This window comes from Leucobacter komagatae, assembly GCF_006716085.1.
GTDB lineage: Bacteria > Actinomycetota > Actinomycetes > Actinomycetales > Microbacteriaceae > Leucobacter > Leucobacter komagatae.
Window position 1 is genome coordinate 2,182,828 of sequence record NZ_VFON01000001.1, and the last position, 23,694, is coordinate 2,206,521.

The window sequence follows — 23,694 nt, forward strand, 5'->3', positions numbered from 1 at the left end:
TTTAAAAGTAGTCATGACAACTTTTTGGAAGCCTGTTCGCCGAACGTTCACCGACGCGATTTCCGGCCAGAAAACGCTCACCGACCGTTCACCTTGGCGGCACCAAAGGGCCCCGAAATCGGTATCGACAAGTTGTACGCTGACCAACATGACCGAGAACCAGCCGCTGCATATCCAGCTCTATGAAGAGATGGCACAGCGCATTCGCTCCGGCCTGTGGCAGACGGGGCAGCGCGTGCCAAGCGAGAAATCGCTCGTCGCCGAATTCGGCACCTCGCGTGGCCCCGTGCGGCAGGCGCTCGCCGCGCTACGCGCGGAGGGTGTCATCACCGGGGGCAGGGGCGCCCCTCCCAGGGTGCAGCGCGGGGTGCCCTCGCAGTCTTTCGGCACGTTCCTGTCGTTCACGGAGTGGGCACGCCTCTCCGGCTTCACGCCCGGCCAGCACGTCGTCGAGGCAGTGAAACGGCCGGCTTCGGAGACCGTCGCGCGCGAGCTCGGCGTCAAGCCAGAAGACACCGTCGTCGAGATCGTGAGGCTTCGCACCCTCGACGGTGAACCCGCACTGTTTGAGCGCACCTCATTCGCCTACGCGATCGGCTGCCACATGCTCGACGCGAACTTCGACGGGGGCAGCATCTACCAAGAACTCGCGCGCATCGGCGTCGTCCCGGCCCGCGCCCGCCACGTCATCGACGCCGTGGCAGCCCACCCGCTCGATGCCGAGTGGCTGCGCGTATCCCCCGGCTTTCCGCTGCTGCGCGCTCGCCGAACCTCGACGACGGTCGACGGCACCGTCATCGAGTACGCAGACGACAGGCACCTCCCCTCCATGACCACGTTCGCCATCGAAAACACGGCGGCGCACCGAACCCAGCTCGTTCGCGAATCCGCGGGCGGCGCGACACTTCTGAAGGACCCAGCATGATTTCCCTCGCAGCATTCGACATGGCAGGCACGACCATCAACGACGGCGGGGCCGTCTACCGTGCGCTCGAAGACTCCGTCACCGAGACGGGTGTTCTGGTGAAGCCCGAGGACCTGCAGACGTGGATGGGCGTCGAAAAGCGCGAGGCCATCACCGCGCTCATTGAGCTCGGCGGGGGTGTCGCTGACGAGGATCTCGTGGGCGCAACCTTCGCCCGCTTCCGCGAACTGCTTGACGAGTACTACACCGCGGAGCCGCCGACGCCGATCGACGGGGTCCCCGAGGCAATTGCGAAGCTTCAGGCGGCCGGAATCAAGGTGGCTCTCACGACGGGATTCTCCCGCGATGTCGCCGAGGGCATCCTTCGCGGGCTCGGGTGGACGGTTGGGGCTGACGGGGTTTCTGGCTCGGGTGCTGGCTCCGCTGGGGTTGCTGGCGGCGCGGGCGCTGGCGGTTCCGCGGGCGCAGTCCGCGTAGACGCCCTCTCGTGCGGCGATGACGTTGCTGCGGGCCGGCCTGCGCCGTTCATGATCCACCGCGTCATGGAAGCGACCGGCGTGACCGACGTCGCCGAGGTGCTCGTTGCGGGTGACACCGCCGTCGACGTGCGGGCGGGCCTCAACTCGGGCGCTGCGATCTCGGTCGGGGTGCTGACGGGCAAGCTCGACCGCGCGAGCCTGGAGGCCGAGGGGCCGACCGCGGTGCTCGACTCGGTCGCGGCGATCCCCGCCTACCTGGGGGTCTAGCGCCGGCTCGGTGGCCGGGCAGGTTCGGCGGCGCCGGTTCGACGGCCGGGCCGGCTCGGCGGTCGGGCCCGGCGGTCGGGCTCGGCGGTCGGGCCCGGCGGTCGGGCTCGGCGGTCGGCACCGCTCCACCCATAACGCCTCAATTTATCCATTGGCCCTCAAATTCCCCGGGAATTTGAGGGCCAACGGATTATTTGGAGTGCAGCGGGGCGGGGAACCGGGTCACCGACCCTGGGTCGCGCATGCACCACCAAGTACTCTCGCATACGCGGGCTGCCCATCCCGCTCACCCGCCCCGAATAATCGATTGCACCCCAAATACCTCAGGCATTTGGGGTGCAACGGAAAATTTGAGGCGGATAGGCGTGGGCGGGCCAGGCCAGGCGAGAACCGGAAGCCCGGCGAGAGCCCAGTGCCCGAGCACAGCCGGGTCGGGTGCCGGGCGGGCGCCGGGCACCGCACAAGGGCCGCCCTACGCCGCGAGCGGCAGGAGCGCCTCGTGGCGCTGCGCCGTCACCATGATCGGCAGGTGGTCTGACGAGCCGCGGCCGAGCGTCTGCACGCGCGCGATCTCAAACCCCGTCGAGGTGACGAAGTCGTAGTGCCCGCGGAACAGGAAGTAGCGGTTGTACGTGCGCTTGTCCGAGAAGTTCGTGTCGTAGCCCGACGCCTGCACGTGCGCGGTCAGGCGGTTGTGGAAGACGGGGTAGTTGTAGTCGCCGACCATGATGGACGGCAGGCCGGGGCCGATCGCCGCGAGCTCGTCAATCGCAGCGCTGATCTGCACGCGGCGCAGCGAGTTGCGCGCGGTCAGGGGTGCCGCGTGGAACGAGGCCGCGATGAAGTCGGAGCCCGTCTCGTGGTCGTGGATGCGCGCACCGAGCAGCCGCTCGTGCGCGGGCGACAGCACGCGGTCGTGCAGCGACTTCTTGAGCTGGAACGCCTGTGCAGACCGCACTTCGAAGCGCTCCGCATCGACGTACATTGCGAGCCCGAGGCGGTTCTTCTCGGTCGCACGCACGAGCGAGAGCGATCCGATTCGCGAGGGGAGGTTCACGGTGTCGGCTTCTTGGAGACAGAGGAGTTCCGCTCCGTGATTGTCGACGAGGGTAGCGAGTTCACCAATGGCGCGGTTCTTGCGCAGGTTGTAACTAATCGTCTTCACTCGGCCAAGCATACGTCGCGAAGCCTATGGTTCAACCGTGTACGTGTTTTCTGCGGATTTTGCCAGCGAAGCCGCCTCAATTGCGAGGGTTTCTCGTACCGCAAGCACAGCTGGCGACTCCGCGTTCGATACGCGCGCGGCGGTGAAGATGGATCGGTGGGGGTCGCCGGGCAGGTCGATCATGCGAAGCCGCGTCTCGGCTCGCACGAGCCCGGGGAGTAGCGCGACAGCGTTCCCCGACTCGATGAGCCGCACGTGCGCCTGGAGGTCGGCGGTCTCGTAGCGCACGTCGGGCTCGAAGCCCGCGGTGCGGCACGCCTGCTCTGCCCAGTGTCTGGAGGCTGCGCCGCGCGGCTCCATCACCCACGGCAGGGCTGCGGCGTCTTCGAGCCGCTCAACGAGATCGAACTCGGCGTCGCCTGCGCCGAGGCGCGGGAGGGCGAGTTGGATCGCGTCGAACGTGAGCGGGGCGTGGTCGAGGCCCGCAAACTGGGCCGTGGCGTGGCCCGGGTATTGCTCGGCGACGACGAGGTCGAAGCCGCGCACGCTCGTCTCGTGGAGCGCGGTCTCGGGTTCGTGCTGCACCATCTCGACGCGCAGGCTCGGGTACTCGGTGCGGAGTCGCCGGAGCGCCTGCGGCATGATCGCGAGCACGGCCGTCTGGAACACGGCGACGCGCACCGAGCCCGCGACCTCGCCGCGCACCCGGTGGGCCGCGGTTTCGGCGCGCTCGAGGCCGGCGAGCAGCTCGGCGGTTTCGGCGACGAGCGCGTCGGCCGCGGCGGTGAGTTCGAGCGTCCGACCGACCCGCCGAAGCAGCGGCGTTCCGACCTCGCGTTCGAGCAGCGCGAGCTGCTGGGAGACCGCTGAGGGGCTGTAATTCAGGGCCTCCGCGACCTGCACAACGGTGCCCCGCTCCGAGAGCTCCCAGAGCAGCCTCAGGCGTTTCATTTCGAGCACGAACGGCTCCCTTCAATCATTAAGCCTTACTTCATATTATTGCTCAGAAAGGATCGCTTTACTTCAAGCTCCGGAGGATCCACACTTAGCTCATCGGGGAAGGGCCTCCGCAACCGCGCGCGCCCGCACCCATGTATGAAAGGAACGCCGTTGTCTCAGGCAACCCCACGCCCCCAGGACCTCGCTGACGAGGCTGTAAAGCTCGCTCGGAAGTGGATCACCGAAGCCGCCACCATTCCCGCCGACGCCTCGGCTGCCCGCCTCGCAGGCGTGCTCCGCGACCCGAATGGCCTCGACTTCACCGTCGGCTTCGTCGACGGCGTCGTGCGCCCCGAGGACCTCGGTGTTGCAGCAAAGAAGCTCAAGGACCTCGTTCCGCTGACTCCCGGCTTCCTCCCCGGTGTCATGCGCGGCGCAATCGGCCTGGGCGGCGCGTTCGCAAAGCCGATGCCCGGCGTCGTCGTGCCGATCGCCCGCAAGGTGCTGCGCCAGATGGTGAGCCACCTCATCATTGACGCGACCGACTCGAAGCTCGGGCCGGCCATCGCGAAGATCAAGCGCGACGACGTTCGCCTGAACGTGAACCTCCTCGGCGAGGCGATCCTCGGCCAGGGCGAGGCAGAGCGCCGGCTCGCGGGCACGCACAAGCTGCTCTCGCGCCCCGACGTCGACTACGTGTCGATCAAGGTCTCGTCGACCGTCGCACCGCACAACCACTGGGCATTCGACGAGGCGATCGAGCACATCGAGTCGCAGCTCGTGCCGCTCTTCGAGCGCGCCGCGGCGGCATCGCCCCAGAAGTTCATCAACCTCGACATGGAGGAGTACAAGGATCTCGACCTCACGCTTGAGGTCTTCACCCGGATCCTTGACCGCCCCGAGTTCCTGAACCTCGAGGCAGGCATCGTGCTTCAGGCCTACCTCCCCGACGCGCTCGGCGCGATGATGCGCCTCCAGGAGTGGTCGGCCGCTCGCGTCGCACGCGGTGGCGCAGCGATCAAGGTCCGCCTCGTGAAGGGCGCGAACCTCCCGATGGAGCTCGTCGACGCCGCGATCCACGGCTGGCCCGCAGCGACCTGGGGTTCGAAGCAGGATTCGGACACGAGCTACAAGGCCGTGCTCGACTACGCACTCACCCCCGAGCGCGTCAAGAACGTGCGCCTCGGCGTCGCAGGCCACAACCTGTTCGATCTCGCGCTCGCGTGGCTGCTCGCCAAGGGTCGCGGCGCAGAGTCGGGCCTCGAGGTCGAGATGCTGCTCGGCATGGCGACAGGCCAGGCTGAGGCGGTGCGCCGCGACGTCGGCGGCCTGCTGCTCTACGTGCCCGTCGTGCACCCCGAGGAGTTCGACGTCGCAATTGCCTACCTGATTCGCCGCCTCGAGGAGGGCGCGAGCCAGGAGAACTTCATGTCGGCAGTGTTCGAGCTGAACGACAACTCGCAGCTGTTCGAGCGCGAGAAGAATCGCTTCCTCGCGTCGCTCGGCGACCTCGAGGGCATCACCGCAGACGGCGATCCCGCGAACTACGCCGTGCCGCCGTCAAACCGCGTGCAGGATCGCCGGGTCTTCGACCAGGCAGGCGTCGAGGCGCGGGTTGACGCGCTCGTCGAGATGGGCCGCAAGGGTGAGTTCGACAACACCCCCGACAGCGACCCCGATCTCCCGGGCAACCACGTCTGGGGCCGCGAGATCGCGAACCGTATGGTCGCGTCGAAGCTCGGCGACAACCTCGTGGCTGACGCGATGGTCGAGTCGGCACAGGATCTCGAGGAGATCGTCGCGCGCGGCGTCGCAGCGGCTGACGGCTGGCAGGCGCTCGGCGCCGACGAGCGCGCCCGCATCCTGTACCGCGCCGGCGAGAAGCTCGAAGAGCGCCGCGCGCAGCTGCTCGAGGTCATGGGCTCCGAGTGCGGCAAGACCCTCGACCAGGGCGACCCCGAGGTTTCGGAGGCGATCGACTTCGCGAACTACTACGCGATGCTCGGCCAGGTTATCGGCCAGGTCGACGGCGCGAAGTACAAGTCGCAGAAGCTCACCGCTGTGATCCCGCCGTGGAACTTCCCCGTCGCGATCCCCGCCGGCGGCGCGCTCTCCGCGCTCGCTGCGGGCTCGGCCGTGATCATCAAGCCCGCGTCGAACTCGGCGCGCTCGGGCGCGGTCATGATCGAGGCTCTGTGGGAGGCCGGCGTGCCCCGCGACGTGCTGCAGTTCGTGCAGTTCGCCGACCGCGCGCTCGGTTCGAAGCTCGTCGCTGACCCCCGCGTCGACCGCCTGATCCTCACCGGTGCGTACGAGACCGCGGTGAACTTCCGCGAGCTCCGCGCTGACCTGCCGATCCTCGCTGAGACGAGCGGCAAGAACGCGATCATCGTCACCCCGAACGCTGACCTTGACCTCGCTGCGAAGGACGTCGTGCAGTCGGCGTTCGGCCACGCGGGCCAGAAGTGCTCGGCCGCGTCGCTCGTGATCCTCGTCGGTTCCGTTGCGACTTCGAAGCGCTTCCGCGGACAGCTGCTCGATGCGGCGCGTTCGCTGAAGGTCGGCACCCCCGAGAACCTCGAGACGCAGATGGGCACGATTATCACCGCCCCCGACGGCAAGCTGCTGCGCGGTCTCACGACCCTCAGCGCCGGCGAGAAGTGGCTCATCGAGCCGAAGCCGCTTGAGAGTGACAGTCCCCTGGCTGCCGACAAGAAGGGTGGCAACAAGCTCTGGAGCCCCGGCGTCCGTGAGGGCGTGAAGCGCGGCTCCGAGTACCACCTCACCGAGTACTTCGGCCCGATCCTCGGCATCATGACCGCGGCGACCCTCGACGAGGCCATCGACATGGTCAACGAGATCGACTACGGCCTCACGAGCGGCCTGCACTCGCTCGACCGTGACGAGATGGCGCTCTGGCTGAACCGCATCCAGGCGGGCAACCTGTACGTCAACCGCGGCATCACCGGCGCGATCGTTCGCCGCCAGTCGTTCGGCGGCTGGAAGAAGTCGGCGATCGGCGCAGGCACGAAGGCCGGCGGCCCGAGCTACCTGTACGGCCTTGGCGAGTGGGAGGACGCGCCGGTGTCGGCAGCGCTCACCGCGCCCCGCCCGGCTGCGGCCCCGATCCTCACCGCCGCGCAGCAGGCCGGCGTCGCCGGCGCTGACCTCGAGTGGCTGCGCGCCGCGCTCGGCACCGACGCGACCGCGTGGGAGTCGGAGTTCGGCATCGCGCGCGACGCCTCGGGCGTCGGCGTCGAGCGCAACCTGCTTCGCTACCGTCCCGTGCCCGTCACGGTCCGCGCTGCGGCAGACGCGCCGATCCACCACGTCGTGCGTACCGTCGCCGCTGGCGTCGCTGCGGGCAGCCGCCCGAGCGTGAGCACCCCGGCGGCTCTGCCCGAGCCGATCTCGAAGGCGTTCAAGGCTGCCGGCGTCGAGATCGTGTTCGAGGACGACGCAGCATGGGCCGCGCGCCTCGGCCGCATCGCCGCGCAGGACGGCCCGAACGCGAGCGCGCGCATCCGCCTCATCGCGGGCGCTAGCCGCGCCGAGGGCCTCGCGGCGATCACCGCGGCAACGGGCGGCAAGCCCGACATCGCGGTCTACGGCGGCGACGTCGTGTCGGCGGGCCGCGTCGAGATGCTGCCGTTCATGCACGAGCAGGCGGTCTCGATCACCGCGCACCGCTTCGGCACGCCGAACAAGCTGTCTGAGGGCCTGATCTAAGGTCCTCGGCGGCGAAGGGGTCGGGACCCGCAAGGTTCCCGACCCCTTTGCGTATCCTGGGCTGGAATGCAGCTAGCCCATCAGCAATTCACCGCAACACCACCAAGAACCCACAACCAGCAGCTCCGCCCCAACGCCACAACGGAAAGGCGACACCGATGTCTGACCAGTTCTTCCTCTACCTCGCGCTCGGAATCTATTTCGCAGTCATGCTCTTCATCGGCTGGCTCGCGTTCAGGCGTACGAGCGACCACGAGGGCTACATGCTCGCTGGCAGGGGGCTCCCGCCGTGGGTCGCCGCGCTTTCGGCAGGTGCCTCCGACATGTCGGGCTGGCTCATCATGGGGCTCCCCGGCGCCATCTTTGCCACGGGCCTCATCGAGGGCTGGATCGCCGTGGGCCTACTTGCCGGCTCCTACTTGAACTGGCGCCTCGTCGCCCCGCGCCTCCGCGCCTACTCCGAGGTCGCGCGCAACTCGATCACCGTGCCGAGCTTCTTCGAGAACCGCACGCGCGACCGCTCGCACCTGCTGCGCAGCATCTCAAGCGTCATCATCCTCGTCTTCTTCACCCTCTACGCCTCGTCTGGCATGGTCGCCGGCGGCAAGTTCTTCGAGAGCGCGTTCGGCGGCGACTACTTCGTCGGCATGCTCCTCGTCACCGCCGTGACGCTCGGCTACACGCTCTTCGGCGGATTCCTCGGTGCTTCGCTCACCGACGTCGTCCAGGGTCTCATGATGGTCGTCGCGCTCGTCGTCGTACCCGTCATCGCGATCATCACGATCGGCGGATGGGGAGAGACCGTCAGCATCGTCGAGACCGTCGGCGCCGCGAACCTCTCACTCTTCGGCGGCGGCAGCATGACGACGAGCGCCGTTGTGCTCGTCATCGCCTCGGGCCTCGCCTGGGGGCTCGGCTACTTCGGGCAGCCGCACATCATCGTGCGCTTCATGGCCCTCCGCACCCCCGGCGAGGCGAAGTCGGCCCGCCGCATCGCAACGTCGTGGCAGTTCCTCTCGCTCGCGGGCGCCGTCGCCGCCGGCCTCGTCGGCATCGCCTACTTCGACAAGTTCGGTGGCGCCCCGAGCGACCCCGAGACCATCGTGCTGCTACTCGCCCAGGTGCTGCTGCACCCGCTCGTCTCCGGGCTCGTGCTCGCCGCCGTGCTCGCCGCCATCATGAGCACGCTCTCGAGCCAGCTCATCGTGTGCTCCTCCGCCCTGGTCGAGGATCTCTACCGGATCATGCGCAAGACGCCACCGAAGGAGAAAACGCTCGTCATCCTCGGCCGCCTCGGCGTGCTCGCCGTCGCGGTCGTCGCGGCGCTCCTCGCGATCAGCCCGAACGACTCGATCCTCGGCCTCGTGAGCTTCGCCTGGGCGGGCTTCGGGGCGGCGTTCGGCCCGGTCGTGCTGCTCAGCCTGTACTGGCGCAAACTCACGAACTGGGGTGCGCTCTCGGGCATGCTCGTCGGCGCCGTCGCGGTCTTCGTGTGGAAGGCATTCGACACCGGGCTCTACGAGCTGCTGCCCGCATTCATCCTCGCCCTCGCCACAGCCATGATCGTGAGCCTCTTCACGTTCAAGCACGATGACGAGATCGACACCGAATTTACGACGACCATGAGTCTCGTGATCCCTGGCGCCACAAGCGCCGACAAGTAACCCCGGGTGGGCGGGGACTTCCCCGCCCACCCACCATCACGTTCCGAAAGACAAGCCGCAATGACGCAGTCACCCTCCAGCCCAACCTGGATCCACACCACCGACTACCACACGGCCGGTGAGCCGTTCCGCATCGTCCACGAGGGGCTCCCCGAGCTTCCCGGGTCGACCGTTGGCGAGCGCCGCGTCGCCGCGATCGACAACGCGAACGGGATCGATGATCTGCGGGCGCTGCTCTGCAACGAGCCGCGCGGCCACGCCGACATGTACGGCGGCTTCATCACCCCGCCAGACGATGAGGGCGCGGCGTTCGGCGTGCTGTTCTGGCACAAGGACGGCTTCTCGACGGCCTGCGGGCACGGCACCATCGCGCTCGGCGTGTGGGCAACCGACACCGGCCTCGTCGAGAGCGACCCCGACGGCATCACCGAGGTCGTCATCGACGTGCCCTCGGGCCGCGTCGCCGCGCTCGTCGAGCGCAAGGGCGGCGAGCTCGTCGGCGCGACGTTCAGAAACGTCTCGTCGCACGTCATCGCGCGCGGCGTCTCGGTGCAGACCTCGCGCGGCGAGGTCACGGCCGACATCAGCTACTCGGGCGCGATCTACGCGTCGGTGCGGGCGCAGGATCTCGGTCTCACCGTCGGCCCTGAGCAGTACACCGAACTCATCGCGCTCGGCCGCGAGATCAAGTGGGCGCTGAACGAGTCGGACGAGGCGCAGTTCGCGGACGACCCCCGTCTCTCGGGCGTCTACGGCACGATTCTCTGGGACGACCTCGGGCGCCACGATGGCGGCCCGAAGCAGCGCAACGTCACCGTCTTCGCCGACGGCGAGGTCGATCGCTCCCCCTGCGGGTCGGGCACCGGCGCGCGCGTCACGCTGCTCGCGGACGCTGGCATCCTCGGCGCTGGCGAAACACTCGAGCACCGCTCGATCGTCGATACCGTGTTCGCGGCAACGTGGGAGGCGGGGCCAGCGCGCGAGGACGGCACAGCGACCGTGATCCCGCGCGTTACCGGCACCGCCCACCAGACCGGCGAGCACCGCTTCATGCTCGACCCGGCAGACGCCCTGGGCACCGGGTTCACGCTGCGGTAGACGCGCCCCCCACGACAGTGGCCGGAGGATCTTCCTCCGGCCACTTTTCGTTTCCCTCAGCGGCAGCACGGCCGAAGCGGTATAGAGTTTCAGCCACGAACTGAGAGAGGGAACGACTGTGATCGAGATGCTGCGGTTCCCTCCCCAGACGCTGCGCGATCAGGCGCTCGTGCAGCTGCGTTCGCTGCTCGTGTCGGGCGTGCTCAAGCCCGGCGAGGTCTACTCGGCGACGGCCATCGCGGCAGAGCTCGGGGTCTCGCACGGCCCCGTGCGGGAGGCGATGCTCGCGCTCGTGAACGACGGCATGATGGAGGTCGTGCGCAACCGCGGCTACCGCGTCGTGACCATCAGCCGCAAGGATCGCGAGGACATCGCCGAGATCCGCACCCTCCTCGAGGTGCCGTCGATGATGAAGCTCGCGGGCTCGCCGCGCGTGATCGAGCGAGCCGACGAGTTCGCCGCGATCGTCGACAAGTTCTTTGCCGCGGCGAAGGCCGAGGATATTGTGGCGTTCTTTGACGCCGACCGGGAGTTTCACCTCGGGCTACTGGCGCTCCTCGACAACCCGCGTCTCACGGAGTTTGTCGGGACGCTCCGCGATCAGACGCGTCAGTACGGCATCTACGAGCTCGCGGTGCGCGGCGAGCTCGTCGACTCAGCGCAGGATCACCGGAACCTCCTCGACGCACTCTTAGCCGGTGACGTGGAGGCCGTCGAGCGGCTCATGCTCGGCCACCTTCAGTACCTCAGGTGGAGCCGGTGGACCTTCCCCGACCTCGAGGCCTCGGTCGAGCCCGACACCGGCGAGTAACGCATAGTGGCCGGCCCGCACGGGGCCGGCCACTTCGCTAGCGAGGATCCTGCTCTGATCCCGCGCTGATCCCGCGCTGATCCCGCTAGTTGAAATCGGCGAGGAGCGTGAGCGCGCGCTCATCGACGGTGATGCCGAGGCCCGGGCCGGTGAGCGCGGTGCCGCGCCCATCCACCGATCGCGGCTCGTACCCGGCGACGTGCTCGTTCGTCCAGTCGTTCATGAACGAGACGTTGAACAGCTTCGTCGGGTCGGTCGTCGCCGCGAGGTGGTTCACGGCAGCCGAGGTGATGTCACCGCCCCACGTATCCTCCATCGACACCTTGAGCCCCAGGCTCTCTGCCGCGTCGCGCAGCTGCAGCGCGCGGCTGAAGCCACCCACGCGCGAGTACTTCAGGTTGATCGCTGAGATGCCCGCCTCGTACTTCGCGCGGTAGAGGTCGTCGAGGGTAATGATGCACTCGTCGAGGATGAGCTGCTGGCTCGTCTGCTTCGCGACGAGGATGTTGTTGTCGATACCGCGGCAGGGCTCCTCGATGTACACGGGGATGTCGCCGATGAGCTTCACGGCCTTGATCGCGTCGTGCACGTCCCAGCCGCCGTTCGAGTCGGCGATCACGACGACGTCGTCGGGCACGGCCGCGACAACAGCGCGCGTGCGCGCCGCGTCGAGCTCGGGCTCGTTGCCGACCTTCAGCTGGAACCGCTTGATGCCCTCAGCCATGCGCGCCTCAACGAACGCGACCATCTGCTCGGGCGACTCGAGCGGCACCGCTTCATAGAGCGGAAACTCGGGGTTCTGGATGCCGCCGGTGAGCGCCGAAACCGGCATGCCAGCCGCCTTCCCAAGCAGATCCCAGAGCGCGATGTCGACGGGGCTCTTCGCCGCGCGCTGCTCGAGCAGTGCACCGTCCATCGCGGTGAGCGCGCCGCGGATGTCGAGTGCGTCGCGCCCGATCAGAGCGGGCGCGAGCTCGGCGATGCCGGCCCGCACGCCCGTCGCGAAGGCCGGCAGGTAGGTGCTGCCGAGCGTGCAGACCTCGCCCCAGCCTGTGAGGCCGGCATCCGTGTCGACCGCCACGACTGTCGATGCCTGCGCTGCCGCGGCGCGGCCGCCCGACATCACGTAGGTGCCGTGCTTGTAGGTCAGGTCGTAGCCGAACATTCTGATGCCGGTGATCTGCATGTGTGTGCTCCTTTTTGTAGGGCTCGTGGGGCTCGTAGGTGAGGGAGTTGGCGGGGTGTCGCGGGTTAGTGGAGTGTCGCGGGTTAGCGGAGATCGGTGCCGACGGTCTCGGGCGTGAGCTTCGCGGCAATGAGCGAGATCACAGCGAGCACGGCGAGGTAGACCATGACGAGCACGAGGTTGCCCGTGAGCGCCATGAGCCCGACGGCGATGAACGGCGCGAGGCCGCCCGCGAGCACCGTAGCGATGTTCGCGCTGATCGCGGTTCCCGAGTAGCGGAAGCGGGTCGGGAAGAGCTCGGCGAACCACGCGGGCTCAACCGACAGCATGGGCGACATACCGAGGCCGTACGCGACGCCGAAGGCAAACCACACCCAGAACGCGTTTGTCGTGTCGAGCAGCAGGAAGAAGGGCCAGAAGAACAGGATGAGGAACACGGCGCCGATCATGTAGACCTTGCGGCGGCCGATCTTGTCGGAGAGCCTGCCGAAGATCGGGATCATGAAGATCGCGACGACCGACGCGACCGAGACGCCGAAGGTCGTGGTGCTCGTGGGCACCCCGACGCCCTCGGCGTAGGTCACCGCGAAGGCGAGGATGATGTACGCGCCAGCGTTCTCGAACATGCGGATGCCGATGATGCCGAGGATGTGGCGCCACTCCGAACGGATCGACTGCATGAGGGTCGGGTTCTCGGTCGGGATTTCGATTGCGGCGGTGAAGGTCTCCGGCTCCTCGAGCTTGCGGCGGATGAGCCAACAGATGAGCACGCCGACGGCGCTCAGCAGGAACGGGATGCGCCAGCCCCACGAGTGGAACGCGTCTTCCGGCATCGCGAGCGAGAGCACCGCGAACAGGCCCGACGCGATGAGCGTTCCGATGTACTCGCCCGAGTTGATGAGCGATGACATGAAGCCCCTGCGCTCCTTCGGGGCGGTCTCGACGACGAGCACCGCCGAGCCCGACCACTCACCACCGATGCCCATGCCCTGCACGAGGCGCAGCACGACGAGCATGAGCGGCGCGAACAGCCCGATCTGCCCGTAGGTCGGCAGCAGGCCGATGAGCACCGTGCCGACGCCCATGAGCATGATCGTGATCATCAGCGTGCGAGTGCGGCCGATCTTGTCACCGAGCCGGCCGAAGACAAAGCCGCCAATCGGCCGGGCCACGAAGCCGACAGCGAAGGTCGCGAACGAGGCGAGCACGCCGACAACCGGGTCAACGTCGGGGAAGAAGATCTTCGGGAAGATGATCGCAGCGGCGAGGCCATAGAGCGCGAAGTCGTACCATTCGAGGGCCTGGCCGCTCACGCTCGCGGCGAGCGCCCGCCGGTAAGCGGGCTCTTGCTGCGTCGACTGCTGTGCTTCTCGTGTCAACACTGACACCTTTCTCGTTGGGGAGGACGAGCCCTTCGCACTACCCCGAAGCTGTATTGTCTGTGGGCTCACGGGTGCACTGCGGTGGGCGATGGCGATCCGGGGTCGTGGCCGACCCCGTCTCGCTATGTAACATATTACCGATAACTAACTACGTCAAGTCAATCTCGCCTGGCTGCGCTTCCCAGCCCGACAGGTGCCGGCGCACCCGCGAAGTCGCTAGAGTTGCCCTACCCACACAGAAACGATGGAGGGCGTTCTTGGCGATCAACCCTAGGCACCTGCGCTCGACGAGCCTGCGCGAGCAGGCGCTCGCCGAGATCCGCGCGCAGCTCGTGCGCGGCGCGCTGAAGCCCGGCCAGGTCTACTCAGCAGCAGCCCTCGCCGTCGAGCTCGGCGTCTCGAACGGACCGGTGCGCGAGGCGATGCTCGAGCTCGTCAGCCAGGGGCTCATGGAGCCCGTGCGTAACCGCGGCTACCGCGTCGTGTCGCTGAGCGAGCGAGACCGGCAGAACATCGCCGAGCTTCGACTGCTCATCGAGATCCCTTCGATGGCCCGGCTCGCGGGTTCACCCGCCCTGCACGCGCGGAGCGAGGAGTTCAAGGGCCTCGTCGCTGACCTCCTCGCCGAGGCCCGCGCGAACGACATGAACGCCTACCTTGAGGTCGACCGCGCGTTCCACCTCGGCCTGCTCTCGCTGCTCGAGAACGACAGACTCACTGACCTCATCGGCTCGCTCCGCGACCAGACGCGGCAGTTCGGCATCCACACGCTCGCAGAGCTGGGCGAGCTCATGAGCTCAGCTCTGCGAGCACGCAGAAATTCTCGACGCACTGCTCGCGGGCGACGCCGCCGAGGTCGAACGCCTCATGCGGGTACACCTGCGCCACCTCCACCACGCAGGTTGGAGCTCCCCCGATCTCGCGGCAACGGTGCCGGGGCCCGGGGAAGCTGCTGGCGACAAACACTAAAGCCCGGGCCCCGCACAACCTGCGCGACCCGGGCAACGAAAACCAACCCCTATGAGCGAATGACGCGGCCGCCCTGCACGACCGCGAGCCGAGCTGCGGGCTCCGAGAGCGCCGCCGCGACCTCGAGCGGGTTCTCCGAGAGCAGCAGAGCGTCGCCGTAGCTTCCGGACACGAGGGAGCCTGCCCGCACGTCGCCGATCAGCGCCGCATTCACCTCGGTGAGCGAACGAATGGTCTCAGCCGGGCCCGCCGCCTCGGCCTGAAGCTTCACGCCGCGAAGTTGGTCGTCTTCGAGGTCTCCCATGAGGTCGCTGCCGAAGCCGACCCCCACGCCCGCGGCGAGCGCGAGCTGCACAGCCTCCTGTCCCTTCGAGAGCACCTCGGAGTTCTTCGCGAGCGAGATTTCGTTCAGCCCGATCTCGGCGCCGCGGCGATCCATCGCGTCGTATGCCGCAAGGGTCGGTACGAGGAACGCGCCCTTCGCCGCCATAGCCTCGGCGGTCGCCGAGTCGATGAGGTTGCCGTGTTCGATCGAGCGCACCCCATTCTCAATCGAGTGCATCACTGCCTCGGATGAGTAGGCGTGGGCTGCGACATAGCTGCCGCGGCGGGCGGCTTCCTCGGTGACGGCACGCACCTCTTCTGGGGAGTACTGCGGGATGCGGAGCGGGTCGGCGAGTGAGAACACGCCGCCCGAGGTCATGATCTTGATCGCGTGTGCACCCGTCCGCAGGCGGTTCCGCACCGCAACCCGGAGGGCGTCGACGCCGTCCACGACCTCGCACATGTGACCGTGCGAGAAGCAGATGTCGACGTGCTCTGCGCGGGGGTCACCGTGGCCGCCCGTCTGGCTCAGCGCCGGCCCCGTGAAGAGGTAGCGGGGCGAATCGAACAGTGACGCGTCGATGGCACGCGAGAGCCCGATGTCTCCGCCGGCGACGTCGCGCACCGTCGTGAAGCCACGCTTCAGCGCCTTCTCAAGCCTGCGGGTGCCGTTGATGGCAGCGTAGCTCAGCGGCCCGCGCTCGTTTTCGAGCCCGTCCATGCTCGTCGCATAGGCGTGAAAGTGCGCGTCGATGAGCCCGGGAAGCAGCCAACCACCGGTGCCGTCGAGCTCTTCGGCCCCTTCAGCAGGGACATCAACGACGACGCCATCGGCTATGTGCACATCGCGAGACGTGAAACCCTCGCCATTCCATACCTGCGCGCCAAGAATCGAAAGCGATTGCGTCTTCAACGTGTCTCCTCTGTGTGACGGCGGACAGTTCCTGCCCTTGGTGAATTCTGTCAGATAGGTGCCGCGGGTAGCCCCGCGACACCTATCAACGGATGTGCTATCGACCGCGGGCGGCCGCAGTCGCGTCCTCGTCTACGACGAAATCTGCCCCAACCACGACCCCGTAATCCCGGGTAGCAGAGTCAGGTGAGACGAACCCGTTGCGCACGTCGCGCGCGACCGCTGCGGGGTCACGGTCGAACGGATTGCCATACCCACCACCGCCGCCAGTTGCGTTGACAAGCACGTCTCCGGCTTCGAGGTGGTTGTAACTGCCGCCCTGCACGACCTCGCGCGATGTTCCAGGGTTCAGCACTACCTGATTCGGTTTACCCTCGTGGCCACCGTCAATCGACCATGGCTCTGTCTTGGTCTTGTACACCAGACAGATACCCGTCGATGGTGCGGTGAAACGGTACGTGCGGCTGACTCCGACCCCGCCCCGGTGCTTGCCAGCGCCTCCGGTGTCTGGGCGGTAACCGTAGTGATCGATGATCATCGACGACTTCGTCTCGAGCACCTCAACCGGGTTATTGCGGCACCCTGGCTCGGAGAGATGCATGATGCCATCTTCGCCGTCGTGATGAGCAGTTCCGCCGTACCCAACCGCTTCGTTGGTGGCCTCTTGCCAAGGCTCGCCGGTACGCGGGTTGATGCCGAGCCCCATCATCGAGCAGACATCGCCGCCCGAGCATGCCGGTACGAGCTCGGGCATACCCTGTGCCAGCGCCTTGAGGATGACCTCGCCGGCCAGCAGGCCGGTCCACAGCGTGAAGGTCGGCATCGGTGGCACGGCATGCATTACCGAACCAGGTACCGTGATCACGCGAAGAGGCGCGAAGTTGCCGGCAACCACCGGCGAATCAGGCGTGGTAAGCGACTTGAAAATCAAGCTCGATAGCGCCTCAGTTTGTCCAACAGGGAGGTTGATTGGGCCGACCACGTTCTCCGCAGACCCGGTCCAGTCAACAATCATTTCCTCATCGGTAACCGTGACGGTGCACTTGAGCTCGACCAGTTGATCCTTCGAGATCCCGTCGTCGTCAACGTAGTCGATTGCTGTCCAGGTGCCCTTCGGGAGCTTCTTCAGCGCGAGCTTCGCGAGCTTTTCACCGTGGTCGTTGATCGTCGCCATCGCCTCCTCGAGTGTGGCAACGCCGTACTTCGCTGCGAGCTCCTGAGTGCGCTTTACGCCGGTGACGCATGCTGACACCTGAGCCTGGATATCCCCGATGGTGTGCTTCGGCATCCGGCTATTAAAGCGGACAATGTTGAAGACATCGTCGTTCTTCACCCCGCGGCGGTACAGCTTCGAAGCGGGCATGACGAGCCCCTCCTGCGAGCGATCAGTCGAGTCGAGCACGTAGCCCGGATCCTTCTGATGCAGGTCCGTAACGTGCACGCGGCAAGATGCGAACCCAATGAGCTTGTCCTCGGCGTGAATTGGCGCAAATACCAGCGGGTCGAGTGTGTGTGCGCTCGACCAATAGGGGTAATTGATGATGAACACGTCACCGGGCTCCATAGCGTCAACGCCCAGGAACTCCATCGAGTGCTTGATTCCTGCATCGTTGCCGCGGGTGAAGACCGCGATGCCAGGCGCATCGGCAACCACGTCACCGTTGGCATCGTGCAATCCAATGCCGTAGTCGTGGATCTCATACACGACAGTGTTATAAGCCGTACGGCAGAGGTTTCTCGCGATTTCCTCGGCCGCCGCGAGTAGGCCGTGCCTGATGATCTCGGTAGTAATTGCATCGGCCATAGTTAGGCTCCCTTCTGAATCGAAATGACGAGTTCACCGTACGGGCCGACCTCGAGTCGGTCGCCTGCATGCATCACGGTTGTTGCAGTGTGTTCGGTGATCACGGCAGGGCCCTCGACCACGTCGCCCGCGAGGAGCGATTCGCGCGCGACGAGCGCGTACTCTGCCTGGCTCTCGTCAGGCAGAGTCACCGTGCGAGTCGCCGTCGGGTAGCTATCACCGGCAGTGCGCGCGGCGACCTGCGGCAGATCCGGCTTGTCGACGACGCCAACGGCGTGGAGTCGAAGAGTGGTGATCTCGATGGGGTCATCCATCGTGTGTCCGTACTGACGCAGGTGCAGGCGATCAAACTCTTCGCGGATCACGGATCGCGGATCGGTTCCGTCAGACGGGTAGTCAACGGTCACGGAGTGTTCTTGCCCCGAGTAACGCACGGCTACTACTCTGCTGAAGGCGCGGCGGTCCACGCCGAACCCCTCGCCCTCAAGCGCGACAGACGCTTCCGACTCCATATCGGCGTAAAGCGCGTCCGCTGCAGCGGAGTCGAGCTCATCGAGCGGCTGAATCGTGGTACGCGAGTAGTCGTGTTGAACATCGGCCATGAGCATCCCGAGCGCGGAGAACGCACCTTGCCCCGGCGGCACGATGACCTCGGGAACGCCGAGCTCACGCGCAACATCGACGGCAACCAGACCACCACCACCACCGAACGAGAGCAGCGCAAAGTCCTTTGGATCATGACCAAGCTCGATCGTGATCGCCCGCACAGCGCCAACAATCTTGGTGTTCGAGATCTGCACCATGCCGCGAGCGAGCTGAGTGACAGAGAGCCCAAGCTCCTCGGCGATCGGCGCAAGCGCCATCACCGACTTCTCGCGGTCGAGCGTGAGTTCACCGCCGAGTGGTGTATCGACGCCAAGGTAACCGACGGCGAGCGCCGCGTCGGTAAACGTTGGCTGTGTACCGCCGCGCCCGTATGCAGCAGGGCCAGGAACCGCGCCAGCGCTCTTCGGGCCGACCTGTAACGCACCGGCCTCGTCGAGGTAACCAAGCGATCCTCCGCCTGCGCCAATCGTGTGAATGTAGAGCGATGGCGTGTTAATTGGAAGACCCTCGAACTCAGCACCGTGGTAAAGCACCGGTGCGCCCTCAAGCACGAGTGAGGCGTCAAGGCTGGTGCCGCCCATGTCGATTGTGATGAGGTTTGGCCGATCGATTAGCCGAGAGAACCCCCCGGCGCCCACGACTCCGCCAGCCGGGCCAGAGAGGATGAGGTTTACCGGCTGCTCACGCGCGGCCGAGGCGGTCATTGCGCCACCCCCGGAACGTGACATCAGGAAGCGACCCTCAAAGCCGCGCTCAGCGAGTTCGCCCTCAAGCGCACGCAGGTAGCTGCGCATAATCGGCTTGATGTATGCGTCAAGCACAGCGGTGCTCGTTCGCTCGTACTCGCGGTACTCACGCGAGAGCTCGTTCGAGAGCGTCACCTCAACGTTCGGGGCCTCTTCGGTGAGAATCTCGCGCATCCTGAGCTCATGCGCGGGGTTCGCGTAGGCGTGCAGAAAGGCGACGGCAACCGCGTCGTATTCACGCGCTGCGATCTCACGCGCAACTCTCCTCGCGTCTTCCTCGTCGAGCGGGGCAATAACGCTGCCGTCGAACATACTCCGCTCGGTCACCTCAAAGGTGTCATAGCGCTCAAGCAGAGGCTCAGGCTTTTGGTATGCAAAGTCGTACATGACCTTGCGATCGGTGCGACCGAGCAGGTAAACGTCCCGGAATCCCCGAGTACCAATGATCGCGATGCGCGCGCCCGATCGAGTGAGCAGGGAGTTCAGCCCGAGGGTTGAGCCATGGTTGAACGTTTCTACCGTGCTGGGGTCGGCTTCCGCCTTGTCGAACGCGGCGAGAACACCGGCGGTGGGCTCCGACGGCGTCGTCGGCACTTTCTCGAAACGAAGTTCGCCTGTTCCGGGCACGAGCTTCACTACGTCGGTGAAGGTGCCTCCGACATCGATCGCTACGCGAACCTGATGTGACATGAGATGTGTACTCCTGTGAATTGTTGGTGGTTGTTAGCGACGGTTGCGGCCCGCGGCTGCGAGCCCCACTGCCGCGAGGATGATGAAACCGGTGACCATGTCTTTGAGCTGCGGGTTTAGGTCGAGCAGGTCGAACCCGTTGCCGATAAGCGCGATGAGGAACACGCCAGCGATCGAACGCCAAACCGCACCGACGCCGCCGTAGATGCTCGTGCCGCCGAGAATCACTGCGGCGATCGCCGAGAGTTCAAGGCCTGCGCCAGACAGCGGCTGGCCCGACGCGATGCGGGAAACCCCAATCGCGGCTGCGGTGCCCGCGGCAAGCCCGCTGAGCATGAACACAAAGACCCTTGTGCGTGTCACGTTGATGCCCGACAGTTCCGCAGCCTCGTCGTTACCGCCGACGGCGTAGACATGACGACCGAAGACAGTGCGTGAGAGCAGCAGCCAGAAAGCAGCGGCGATGATGATCATCACGAACACTGCGATGAATACGCCCCCAATGCGGTCCCGTCCGAGTGCGGTAAAGCCCGGAGTCGTGACGGTAATCAGGCTGCCACCGGTGATAAGAACCGCGATCGTCGTGAAGATCATCGATGACGCAAGCGTCGCGAGGAACGAGTGGACGCGGAGCTTCGTGATCACAATGCCGTTGAAGGAACCGAGAACTACGCCGACAACCGGCGCCGCAGCGAGCGCGAGCACGACGTTCCCCGTAGAGACCGCGAGCCATGCAGACACGACCCCTGCGACACCGTAGATGGCGCCCGTCGAGAGGTCAAAGTTGCCTGAAACAATCACAAAGGTACCCGCCGACGCAATAATCACGAGGGGAGCATTCTGGTTGAGAATGTTCACGATGTTGCCGAAGGTGAAGAACGATGGCGACAGAATGGCGAGGGCGACGATAACTGCCCCCAACAAGATAAGCACTGCGTACTCGATTGCGATCTCTCTCACCGAGAACCGCTTCCGCTCACGCGTCTGGGTGACGGTGGTGTTGGCAGCTTGAGTCATGCTGCTGACTCCTCTCCGGATGAAACGTGGAAGAGCTGAAACAACACGTCTTCCACGGTGGTGTCTGCGGGAACGATCTCGCTGATCGTTCTCCCTTCGGAGACCAAGTAGGCGCGGTGCGCGAGTTCCATGATCTCCTCGTGTTCGGATGAAATGAGCAGGATCCCGATCCCCTGCTCGGCGAGCTTCACAATGAGCTCGTAAATTGTTCGTTTTGCCCCGACGTCGACCCCGCGCGTCGGCTCGTCGAGCACGATCACTTTCGGGTTCGTCGACAGGGCCTTGGCAAGCAGCGCCTTCTGCTGGTTACCACCTGAAAACCAGGAGACGGGGAGCTCAGTGTTGGCCGGCCGCATTTCGAGCGCGTGAGCGAGCTCAGTAGCCGCAGACTTCTCTTGCTTCGTGTTGACAACGCCGCCGTTTGAGAACTGAGCAAGGCTCGAGAGTGAGATGTTTTCGCGCACCGAGCGCTGCAGCACAAGGCCATCGCGGTGCCGATCCTCTGAGACAAGTACGAAACCACGCTCGATCGACGCTCTCGGCGAGTGCTTGGTTACGCGCTGACCTGCAACGTCGACGGTGCCGGCAAGGAGTCGGTCCACACCGAATACCGCGCGTGCGCACTCCGAACGACCGCTACCAACCAAACCGAGGAGCCCGACGACCTCGCCTGGCCGCACGACAAACGACATATCGGCCACGCCTGTGTCGGTCGCAACCCCGTTCGCGACGAGCACAGGTGCAACATCGCCAGCGACCGGCGCCGAACGCTCGGGATAGGCCTGCCCGAGAGAGCGGCCAAGCATCGAGGTAACAACCTCCTGCTTCGACACCTCACTAGCGACGACCGTGTCAATCTTTCTGCCATCACGCATGATGGTGATGCGGTCTGCAACGGCGAGCACAGAATCAAGAAAATGCGAGACATAGATGACGCAGCAGCCACGATCACGAAGCCTTCTCATTAGTGATTCGAGCTGCTCCATCTCCTTGGCTGTCAGCGAGGAAGTCGGTTCGTCCATTACGATCACACGAGCGTCTCTGGCGAGCGCTCGCATGATCTCAACCTTCTGCTGGTCAGCGATGCGGAGATCCCGCACCTTCGAGTGCGGGTCGAGGCCGAAACGGATCTGCTCTTCGAGCAGCGCAAACCGCGCGGCCAGGTCGCGCTTCTCCCATCCCAGGAAATGCCGCTCTGCCCCAAGGAAGACGTTCTGAGCGACCGTGAGGTCGGCAACGAGGGCAAGCTCCTGCGCGATCATTGCAACGCCTCGACGCTGCGCGATCCCAGGATTCCACCGATCGACCGGGGAACCTTCGACGATAAGGTCCCCCGAGTCGGCGGCATAGATTCCAGCGATGACCTTGCCGAGTGTTGACTTGCCGGCGCCGTTCTCCCCAACGAACGCGTGTATTTCACCCGGGGCGACACTGAGCGACACCTCGTTTAGTGCCTGCGTTCCGCCGAACCGCTTGTTGATGCCTCGAAGCTCGACGAGTGGCGGGCTTTCCGGAGAGGTGGTCATCTTGGGCTCAGCCGTTCCACTGCCCGGTGAACGCAGCAGCTTCCAGCACAGAACGATCAGCGATTGGGCCGACGTCGACCAGACTGTCTGCGTCGACAACTGGCGCGACGTCCTTACCAAGAATTGAGTTCATGATTTGCTCAAGCGCTGACTCCCCCATCGACACGGGGAAGTTCAGGAAGTCGTTCGTCCACTTGCCGTCGAGCACTGCTTGCACTGCCTCGATCGTGCCGCCGCCGCCGGTGAGGAACACCGAGGCGGGGTCGATTCCAGCATTCTCGAGCGCGATCTGCGCACCCATTGTCTGCTGATCGGCGTTACTGAGGATGCCGTTAAGGTCAGGGTGAGCCTGCAACAGGTTCGACACGGCGGTGAGAGACTTGTCACGGTCGTAGGCGCCCTCGAGCGTTCCGACTACGGTGATGTTCTTGTGCTTTTCGATCACCGAGTCCCACGCGGCAACGCGCTCAACGTCGAGCGGGGAGTTCAGCAGGCCAGCCAGGTAGCCGACCTTGCAGGGGTCGATGTCTTTGCAGTATTCAACAACAGATTCTGCCTGAAGCTTCGCACCGTTCGCTGGCGGTGAGGCCACCGTCGAAACAACACCCTCAACCTGCGGCTCCATAACGCTGATCTCTGGCCCGATGGGGTTGAGTACCGCCGCAACGGGCTTGGGGTTCGCGAGCGGGAATGCTGCTGCAAGCGCCGGTCCGTCGTGTGGTACGACGATAATGCCATCAACGCTTCCACTGGTGCCCGCGTTCTGCAGCTGCGATAACTGGGTATTCGCGTCGAACTGGCCGTCCTGGATCTTCGTCTTGATCGTGACTCCGAGGGACTCTGAGAGCTCCTTTGCTTTCGTCTCGACGCCCTCATACACTGCCTGGTTGTAGCCGTTCTGCGAGGAGGATGCGAGAACTACGATCTCGTAGCTGTCTCCGCCCGCGCCATCTCCCGAACCAGGCGAGCAGGCCGTAAGGGTGGCGCCGAGGGCGAGGATACTCAATCCGGCGAACAGGGTCTTGGTGTGCTTCATTGCATCTCCACTCTGAATTGGGTGTTCTGGGGTGTTGGTAATTCGGGGTCTTACTTCGAGAAGGGTTGAGGCTAATAGGCGTTGGGCTTCGAAACGCTGTGGTCGATCGCGAACGTACGGCCGATGCCGATCTTTGCGTCGTCAAGTAGGGCTTGAAGCTCTGGAGCCGCGCGCCCCCGGTTCGGGTGGTCAATCCACTCCTGGTAGGCAGCCTCATCAGGCCACACCGCGGTGACCAGAATTTCCCCACTGCCGTCGGTCGCAAGAGAGATCTCTGAAGCAATCGCCCGAGTGAGGTCAAGCGACTCTTGAAGGATCTGTTCCGATCGATAGAGCTGCAGAATTGCTGGCGCGCGACCGTCTTGCGGGGTGAGGGTGAGAAGCGTGCGAATCATGTGTCAAACTCCGTTGTGACTGG

At 65.5% G+C, this 23,694-nt stretch carries 18 protein-coding genes; 7 read left to right on the plus strand and 11 right to left on the minus strand.

Annotated features, from left to right (window positions below; all coding sequences use genetic code 11):
• Positions 1 to 148 precede the first annotated feature (148 nt).
• Both FB468_RS09960 and FB468_RS09965 read left to right on the plus strand, forming a co-directional pair.
• Positions 149 to 925 (plus strand): GntR family transcriptional regulator, encoded by a 777-nt coding sequence (locus FB468_RS09960; protein ID WP_141887205.1) that lies wholly within the window; start codon positions 149 to 151, stop codon positions 923 to 925.
• Entirely contained in the window at positions 922 to 1,671 is a 750-nt protein-coding gene (locus FB468_RS09965; RefSeq protein ID WP_141887206.1) for an HAD family hydrolase, read from the plus strand. Before FB468_RS09960 ends, FB468_RS09965 begins: the two co-directional genes overlap by 4 nt.
• 472 nt (positions 1,672 to 2,143) lie before the next feature.
• Here FB468_RS09965 and FB468_RS09970 read toward each other — a convergent pair whose 3' ends face one another.
• Positions 2,144 to 2,836, minus strand: a complete 693-nt coding sequence (locus FB468_RS09970; protein WP_141887207.1) for an endonuclease/exonuclease/phosphatase family protein — start codon at positions 2,834 to 2,836, stop codon at positions 2,144 to 2,146.
• A gap of 24 nt (positions 2,837 to 2,860) precedes the next feature.
• On the minus strand, positions 2,861 to 3,796 hold the full coding sequence (locus FB468_RS09975; RefSeq protein WP_141887208.1) for a LysR family transcriptional regulator: 936 nt from the start codon (positions 3,794 to 3,796) through the stop codon (positions 2,861 to 2,863).
• Between the two features lie 135 nt (positions 3,797 to 3,931).
• Between FB468_RS09975 and FB468_RS09980 the strand changes: the two genes are divergently transcribed.
• The 4 genes from FB468_RS09980 to FB468_RS09995 all read left to right on the plus strand — a co-directional run bounded on the left by FB468_RS09980 (position 3,932) and on the right by FB468_RS09995 (position 11,077).
• Positions 3,932 to 7,504 (plus strand): bifunctional proline dehydrogenase/L-glutamate gamma-semialdehyde dehydrogenase, encoded by a 3,573-nt coding sequence (locus FB468_RS09980; protein ID WP_141887209.1) that lies wholly within the window; start codon positions 3,932 to 3,934, stop codon positions 7,502 to 7,504.
• Between the two features lie 158 nt (positions 7,505 to 7,662).
• Complete coding sequence (gene putP, locus FB468_RS09985) at positions 7,663 to 9,168, plus strand: sodium/proline symporter PutP (protein ID WP_141887210.1); 1,506 nt, start codon at positions 7,663 to 7,665, stop codon at positions 9,166 to 9,168.
• Between the two features lie 60 nt (positions 9,169 to 9,228).
• Positions 9,229 to 10,266, plus strand: a complete 1,038-nt coding sequence (locus FB468_RS09990; protein ID WP_141887211.1) for a proline racemase family protein — start codon at positions 9,229 to 9,231, stop codon at positions 10,264 to 10,266.
• Positions 10,267 to 10,393: 127 nt separating this feature from the next.
• Positions 10,394 to 11,077, plus strand: coding sequence for a GntR family transcriptional regulator (locus FB468_RS09995; RefSeq protein ID WP_141888242.1), 684 nt, complete (start codon positions 10,394 to 10,396; stop codon positions 11,075 to 11,077).
• 85 nt (positions 11,078 to 11,162) lie between these two features.
• Here the strand turns inward: FB468_RS09995 and FB468_RS10000 are convergent, their stop codons facing one another.
• Complete coding sequence (locus FB468_RS10000; RefSeq protein ID WP_141887212.1) at positions 11,163 to 12,263, minus strand: mandelate racemase/muconate lactonizing enzyme family protein; 1,101 nt, start codon at positions 12,261 to 12,263, stop codon at positions 11,163 to 11,165.
• Positions 12,264 to 12,346: 83 nt separating this feature from the next.
• Positions 12,347 to 13,642, minus strand: a complete 1,296-nt coding sequence (locus tag FB468_RS10005; RefSeq protein WP_141887213.1) for an MFS transporter — start codon at positions 13,640 to 13,642, stop codon at positions 12,347 to 12,349.
• Positions 13,643 to 13,902: 260 nt separating this feature from the next.
• On the opposite strand from FB468_RS10005, the gene FB468_RS10010 reads away from it, so the two are divergent.
• Complete coding sequence (locus tag FB468_RS10010) at positions 13,903 to 14,775, plus strand: GntR family transcriptional regulator (RefSeq protein WP_246055841.1); 873 nt, start codon at positions 13,903 to 13,905, stop codon at positions 14,773 to 14,775.
• Here FB468_RS10010 and FB468_RS10015 read toward each other — a convergent pair.
• From FB468_RS10015 to FB468_RS10045, 7 genes are all read right to left on the minus strand, one after another.
• Positions 14,664 to 15,851 (minus strand): metal-dependent hydrolase family protein, encoded by a 1,188-nt coding sequence (locus FB468_RS10015; RefSeq protein WP_141887214.1) that lies wholly within the window; start codon positions 15,849 to 15,851, stop codon positions 14,664 to 14,666. The genes FB468_RS10010 and FB468_RS10015 overlap by 112 nt on opposite strands.
• Positions 15,852 to 15,948: 97 nt before the next feature.
• Positions 15,949 to 17,655: a hydantoinase B/oxoprolinase family protein gene (locus tag FB468_RS10020; RefSeq protein ID WP_141887215.1), complete on the minus strand. Its 1,707-nt coding sequence runs from the start codon at positions 17,653 to 17,655 to the stop codon at positions 15,949 to 15,951.
• A gap of 2 nt (positions 17,656 to 17,657) precedes the next feature.
• A complete protein-coding gene (locus tag FB468_RS10025) occupies positions 17,658 to 19,697 on the minus strand; it encodes a hydantoinase/oxoprolinase family protein (protein ID WP_141887216.1) in 2,040 nt (679 codons plus the stop codon).
• Positions 19,698 to 19,730: 33 nt separating this feature from the next.
• The gene (locus FB468_RS10030) at positions 19,731 to 20,714 is read right to left on the minus strand and encodes an ABC transporter permease (protein WP_141887217.1); all 984 of its coding nucleotides are present in this window, start codon (positions 20,712 to 20,714) and stop codon (positions 19,731 to 19,733) included.
• Positions 20,711 to 22,240, minus strand: coding sequence for a sugar ABC transporter ATP-binding protein (locus tag FB468_RS10035; RefSeq protein ID WP_141887218.1), 1,530 nt, complete (start codon positions 22,238 to 22,240; stop codon positions 20,711 to 20,713). Before FB468_RS10035 ends, FB468_RS10030 begins: the two co-directional genes overlap by 4 nt.
• Positions 22,241 to 22,247: 7 nt before the next feature.
• Complete coding sequence (locus tag FB468_RS10040; protein ID WP_141887219.1) at positions 22,248 to 23,276, minus strand: sugar ABC transporter substrate-binding protein; 1,029 nt, start codon at positions 23,274 to 23,276, stop codon at positions 22,248 to 22,250.
• A gap of 71 nt (positions 23,277 to 23,347) precedes the next feature.
• Positions 23,348 to 23,671 carry an antibiotic biosynthesis monooxygenase family protein gene (locus tag FB468_RS10045; protein ID WP_141887220.1) on the minus strand — a complete coding sequence of 108 codons (324 nt, stop codon included), beginning with the start codon at positions 23,669 to 23,671 and terminating at the stop codon, positions 23,348 to 23,350.
• Between the last annotated feature and the right edge of the window lie 23 nt (positions 23,672 to 23,694).

Excerpts from the sequence above, each read along its gene's own strand:
- FB468_RS09960 (WP_141887205.1), top strand. The coding sequence starts at position 149 with ATGACCGAGAACCAGCCGCTGCATATCCAGCTCTATGAAGAGATGGCA.
- FB468_RS09965 (WP_141887206.1), top strand. The coding sequence starts at position 922 with ATGATTTCCCTCGCAGCATTCGACATGGCAGGCACGACCATCAACGAC.
- FB468_RS09980 (WP_141887209.1), top strand. The coding sequence starts at position 3,932 with ATGAAAGGAACGCCGTTGTCTCAGGCAACCCCACGCCCCCAGGACCTC.
- putP (WP_141887210.1), top strand. The coding sequence starts at position 7,663 with ATGTCTGACCAGTTCTTCCTCTACCTCGCGCTCGGAATCTATTTCGCA.
- FB468_RS09990 (WP_141887211.1), top strand. The coding sequence starts at position 9,229 with ATGACGCAGTCACCCTCCAGCCCAACCTGGATCCACACCACCGACTAC.
- FB468_RS09995 (WP_141888242.1), top strand. The coding sequence starts at position 10,394 with ATGCTGCGGTTCCCTCCCCAGACGCTGCGCGATCAGGCGCTCGTGCAG.
- FB468_RS10000 (WP_141887212.1), bottom strand. The coding sequence starts at position 12,263 with ATGCAGATCACCGGCATCAGAATGTTCGGCTACGACCTGACCTACAAG.
- FB468_RS10020 (WP_141887215.1), bottom strand. The coding sequence starts at position 17,655 with ATGGCCGATGCAATTACTACCGAGATCATCAGGCACGGCCTACTCGCG.
- FB468_RS10025 (WP_141887216.1), bottom strand. The coding sequence starts at position 19,697 with ATGTCACATCAGGTTCGCGTAGCGATCGATGTCGGAGGCACCTTCACC.
- FB468_RS10030 (WP_141887217.1), bottom strand. The coding sequence starts at position 20,714 with ATGACTCAAGCTGCCAACACCACCGTCACCCAGACGCGTGAGCGGAAG.
- FB468_RS10035 (WP_141887218.1), bottom strand. The coding sequence starts at position 22,240 with ATGACCACCTCTCCGGAAAGCCCGCCACTCGTCGAGCTTCGAGGCATC.
- FB468_RS10040 (WP_141887219.1), bottom strand. The coding sequence starts at position 23,276 with ATGAAGCACACCAAGACCCTGTTCGCCGGATTGAGTATCCTCGCCCTC.
- FB468_RS10045 (WP_141887220.1), bottom strand. The coding sequence starts at position 23,671 with ATGATTCGCACGCTTCTCACCCTCACCCCGCAAGACGGTCGCGCGCCA.